The 565-nt window shown below is 42.5% G+C and carries 1 protein-coding gene and 1 pseudogene; both read left to right on the top strand.

Annotated elements, in window-relative coordinates:
* Nucleotides 1-368: response regulator (locus R7Z50_RS29815; protein ID WP_318150055.1), on the top strand; the 368-nt coding region annotated here is incomplete at its 5' end.
* A 58-nt stretch (nt 369-426) separates the two neighbouring features.
* A pseudogene (locus R7Z50_RS29810) lies at nt 427-565 on the top strand (gfo/Idh/MocA family oxidoreductase); the annotation flags it as partial.

The following is a 565-nucleotide window of genomic DNA, read 5'->3' as shown; positions in this document are numbered from 1 at the left end:
TACTGCTTGCTGAAGACAATCTAATGAACCAAAAAATCGCGAGCTTTTTCTTAGATAAAGCAGGGTACGACTACTTAATTACGAGTAACGGGCAAGAAGCGCTGGATGCCATCACCAAAGGTGAGCAGTTTGACGCCATTTTGATGGATTGTATGATGCCGGTGATGGACGGCCTAACCGCGACAAAAGAGATTCGCCGTTGGGAAAAGAAAGTGGGCTGCAAGAAAACAACCATCATTGCTTTGACCGCGAGTGTGTTGGAAGAGGACATTCACAATTGTTTTGCTGCGGGTATGGATGCGTATTTGCCAAAGCCGTATAAATCTAACCAGTTATTTGAGTTGTTTAATGAACTAAAGCTTGCTTAAATCGCACTGATAAGCCGAATTCATTACGGCTTTTTAGAACGAATATAAAGGAAGTGACATGTTTAAACTCGCTGTTATCGGGACTAACTGGATTTCGCAACAATTTGTTGAAGCGGCAATCCAAACCAAGCAGTTTTGCCTTAAAGCTGTGTATTCGAGAGATATAGAAAAAGCGCGTTTGTTTGGCACGCCTTATG

This window comes from Vibrio sp. 1249-1 (assembly GCF_033340495.1).
This window is presented reverse-complemented; position numbering and strand designations above follow the sequence as displayed.